At 52.9% G+C, this 4,359-nt stretch carries 4 protein-coding genes; all 4 read left to right on the forward strand.

Going from position 1 to position 4,359, the window contains the following annotated elements; translation table 11 throughout:
* A partial coding sequence (locus tag GM672_RS27130; protein ID WP_155473613.1) for a DUF2345 domain-containing protein occupies window positions 1-725 on the forward strand: 725 nt, incomplete at its 5' end.
* A gap of 106 nt (window positions 726-831) precedes the next feature.
* Window positions 832-2,454, forward strand: a complete 1,623-nt coding sequence (locus GM672_RS27135; RefSeq protein WP_170300277.1) for an esterase/lipase family protein — start codon at window positions 832-834, stop codon at window positions 2,452-2,454.
* Window positions 2,455-2,564: 110 nt separating this feature from the next.
* Window positions 2,565-3,431, forward strand: a complete 867-nt coding sequence (locus tag GM672_RS27140; protein WP_155473615.1) for a T6SS immunity protein Tli4 family protein — start codon at window positions 2,565-2,567, stop codon at window positions 3,429-3,431.
* Between the two features lie 130 nt (window positions 3,432-3,561).
* Window positions 3,562-4,359 (forward strand): type VI secretion system Vgr family protein (locus GM672_RS27145; RefSeq protein ID WP_155473616.1); only part of this gene is annotated, 798 nt, incomplete at its 3' end.

Raw genomic sequence — 4,359 nt, forward strand, 5'->3', positions numbered from 1 at the left:
CCGGTGCCCGTAAGACGTCCCCTGGCGATGGCGCCTTGCCGCATTCGGCGGACCCCGTGATTGCCGTCAGCGCCAAGGCCGGCCTGGGCGTGACAGCGGGGGGCGCCGTGCAGTTGTCGAATGGCGAGACCATCGGCTTGATGAGCGGCGCTGACACCCAATTCGTCGCCGGCGGCGCGCTGCGCATGCATAGCGGCCAGGCCATCGGCGTGCTCGGTGGTGCTGTCGCTGCTGGTGAAGGCGGGCTCGGTGTGCAGCTGATCGCCGCGAAGAATGCGGTGGAAATTCAGGCCCAGGCCGATGTGCTGAAAGTGCAGGCACGCGATGAGGTGACAGTGGTCAGCGCTTCGTCGTTCGTCGATTTCGCTGCTGCCAAGAGTATCTCGCTGTCCACGGCGGGCGGGGCCAATATTACCATTGATGGCGGGAATATTACTGTGCAGTGTCCGGGGAAGATTTCGATCAAGGCTGGGAAGAAGAGTTTTAGTGGACCCGTCAGTATAGGGTCGGAAATGCCTACACTGCCCCGAGGAACACTTCGGTACGACGAAAAATTTCAGCTTGTTGATGTCATGGGCGAACCGGTCGCAAATATGCGATACGCTATTAAAAGGTCAGGAGGGGGGCGAATCGAAGGGACTACCGATGCAGCGGGTTTCATACCACTCCAGCACGGTACTAGTCCCGAACAGTTAACTATTGAAATACTAGGAAAGTTAGAATAGGAACATCGGAGTTATGGCGGAATATAAACCGAAAGAGCGTTCACGGCAGGGTATCCCAGGTACAGGAGGTCGGCCGACTTTCCAGTGGCAGCTCACTGACACTAGTATGATGGATACAGTGAAGCTGACGTTACCAGGCACGCACTGTCTACCCATAGTGTTTATTCCCGGCATTATGGGATCCAATCTCTCAAATTTGGAAGGATCCCCAGTATGGTTGCTAAACACTACTGGCGGCGAAGCTATGGGGCTGGCGACGGAGTGGGCGACAAAAGATGCGGCGCATCGGCAGAGAGTGCTCCACCCGGATAGAACGCGTGTTTTTAAGCATGGTAACGTGCCATACCTAGGTGTTGGAACGGCTAAAAATAGTAAGAGCTACCTTGATCGCGGCTGGGGTGAAGTTGCTGAAGGAAGCTACCACGAATTCTTAACTTGGCTTGAAGAAAGGATGAACGGCCCGGTAGGCATGGCGGGATCTGTAGAGGCTTTTTCCGTCGCAAAAAACTCCGTTCGAACGAGCAAAAAAAGTGGTGTCGGAAACTTAGCCCCCGGGCTTCGGATGAAAATGGCTGGGTTACCACCGACATCTGACTTCGGGGAAGTAACTACGGATGTCCTGTCCCAAGAGCTGACACAGAGAGGCCTTTTTCGTTTTCCTGTTTATGCGATGGGTTACAATTGGCTCCAATCTAACTCAATTGCGGCGGCCCAACTTTCGAAGCGCATACGTTTGATTATTGCAGAAAACAATATTCATACGCAAAAGTGCGAGCAGGTGATTTTAGTAACCCACTCGATGGGAGGGCTCGTTGCTCGGGCTTGCTGCGAAATTTCTGGAATGAAAGAATTTATCGCCGGCATTGTCCACGGTGTGATGCCTGCTGTCGGCGCATCGGTGGCTTATCGCCGCTGCAAGGCTGGGATGTCCGAAGAGAGCTTTGTTGCTGGCGAAGTTATTGGAGCCGACGGTCAGCAGGTTACTGCAGTTTTTTCACAAGCGCCAGGTGCTTTGCAGCTCTTACCTTCCGAGGATTACAAGAAAGGTTGGCTAAACGTCTCGGCCGACGGTGTCACACCGCTAGAACTACCAAAATTGGATCCATACGAAGAAATATATCTAAAGCGTGACCAGTGGTGGGGCTTGGTTAATGAGGACTGGCTGAAACCGCAGGGAGGACTTTCTATCGATTGGGATGTATATCGTTCGAACGTATTGACAGCTCGAGCTTTCCATCGTGGATTATCAAAAAAATACCACCCGAATACGTATGTTTTTTATGGTGGCGGAACCGGTTCAAAAGAGAAGAGCTTCGAAACTGTGCGTTGGCGAGTAGCACGCGGAAGGCGGCCTAGCGAAAATGGCATGCCAGCTAGCAAAGATGTTTTTGAAATGCCGCATAAAAATGTACATGAGCCTGGTGGAAATACCGTGTTCATTGGCCAAAAAATGCTCCGTCCAGTTAATTTCGGCACGTCCCGTGAAAATTCGAATGCTATGCCTGAAATGCAAAGTTTCTGGGAGGCGCGAGTTTTGTTACAGGATGGTAGAGGTGATGGAACTGTATCCGCAAGCTCAGGCGGCGCGCCAAAAAAGACAAATCCGCAAGAAGTCAGACAACAATTTAATCTCGGCGGTTTTGGTCATGAAAAAGCTTACAAGTACGAAGAGCCACGATGCGTAACAGAATATGCTATAACAAAGATTGCGGGAATGGCAAAAAGATAATTGCTTTGCTCGTTAGTTTTTTTTGTTTAGTTTTCCTTTGCTCTTGTGAGCAACGGGAAGCAGTTAGAGGTAATTTTGTGATGACTAAGCATTGTATCGGCCGAGTTAGCGTGGACCTGCCAGAAGAATTTCATCTTTCCCTACCTCTTAGCATGTCAATCGCTCGCTCCCTTGGGCGTAGTGAGCCATTAAAGATGGAGATAAAGGTTTTTACGGATTCGCTGACAGGCAGTGATTTAGACGACCGCGTGGAAGCGAGGGTGGCGGAAATAGGATCGTACAGCACGCAGTTGACCGACATAGTCAAGGCTAGGGATCGTGTTGCAGAAGGGATTTATCGGATACGAGTCAATAAAGTTGAAAACTATTATTCTACGGAGCTCCATATTGAAAAACAAGGAACGTATTTGAGTCTCGCTTCGCTTTCCCGGCAAAATAACCTGGATCAGGTCGAACGTGAACAAATTACATTCGCAAATAGTATTAGAAGTGTCTCTAAAGACAGTGGAAAACACTCTGATTTTTGCGCAGGGAAAATTGCGATTGAGGGTGTAAACACGTCAGAGTATGGGATATACCATTTCCGTAGCCGGAAAAATCCTGATCTTTTGCTCGAAATAATGGTTGATAGCTACGCTCCCGATGATCAGGAATCGCTACTCCAGCGGGTAAATGGTGCAAACTCGCTGCTTCGATTCTTGTCCCAACGACCCAAAGTACTCCGGCAGAGTGAGCGCATTGTTGCAGGGATGAAGGTGCAAGAATGGTTGAGTGTAACCAACAACAAAAGCGAAAAACAGTATAATTTTGCCTTGGAAACGCACGGACGTGATAAAACCGGACCCAAGGCGCCGAAAATCCATCTGGAACTAAAAAGCGGGCAGTATGACCTCTCTGGTAAGCAAAAAAATTCGCTTGATGATGCTAGCGCCATTGCCTTATGGGAGGAAATTGTGCGTTCGATAGTTTTGAGGTAGTAACTCGGTTAGGTATCTTGGCGAATTGTGATAATACTAACTATAGGCTGGATTTGCCACTGGGTAGCCAATCGTGCCAGAGTTCTTAACTTCGGATGTCAGAGTTGGTCCCTGTTTGTAAAACTTCGCCTTGTCCACCAACACCCACATCGACCTGGTGCCGCTGCTGGACAAGGGTGACAAACAAGCCACGCTCCACATCAGCCTCGCGGACGGCACCCGCACCACTTTCAGCGGCGACATCACCCACGCGGCCATGCTGGGCAGCGAAGGCGGCCTGGCGCGCTACCGCCTGCGCCTGACACCATGGCTGTGGCGCCTGAGCCAGGTGCGCAACAGCCGCGTATGGCAGGACAAGACCGTGGTCGACATCGTCGACGACGTGCTATCGGCCTACCAGCCGCTGGCCCAGTGGCGCTGGAGCGGGGAGACGGACAGCTTCCTGGTCGACGTCCCGCCGCGCAGCTACTGCTGCCAGTACCGCGAGTCGGACTACGATTTCGTGCGCCGCCTGCTGACGGAAGAAGGCCTGGGCTGGCGCATCGAGGAACTGGAAGAAGGCCATGGCCTGGTGCTGTTCGCCGACAGCAGCCAGCAAAGCGCGATGCCGCCCGATCCCATCAGCGAGCAGGATGGTGGCATCCGCTTCCACGGCGCCCGCACGGCGGAAAAGCAGGACAGTATCCAGGCCCTGCAAAAACGCCGCAAGGTCGTCTCGACCTTGACGACTCTCCTCAGCTACGACTACAAGGCCAAGAAGGCCGTCGGTGCCAGCGCCCCGTCGCGCCAGCAGTTCGCCAGGCTGCCGGTGCTGGAGAGCTACGACGTGCCGGGCCAGTACGCGTTTGCCAGCGGCGCCCTGGCGCAGCATTATGCGGAACTGCAGATGGAAGCGCGCGAGGCACGCAGCCAGCCCTGGCAAGGCCGT

This window comes from Pseudoduganella buxea (assembly GCF_009720835.1).
GTDB lineage: Bacteria > Pseudomonadota > Gammaproteobacteria > Burkholderiales > Burkholderiaceae_D > Rugamonas > Rugamonas buxea.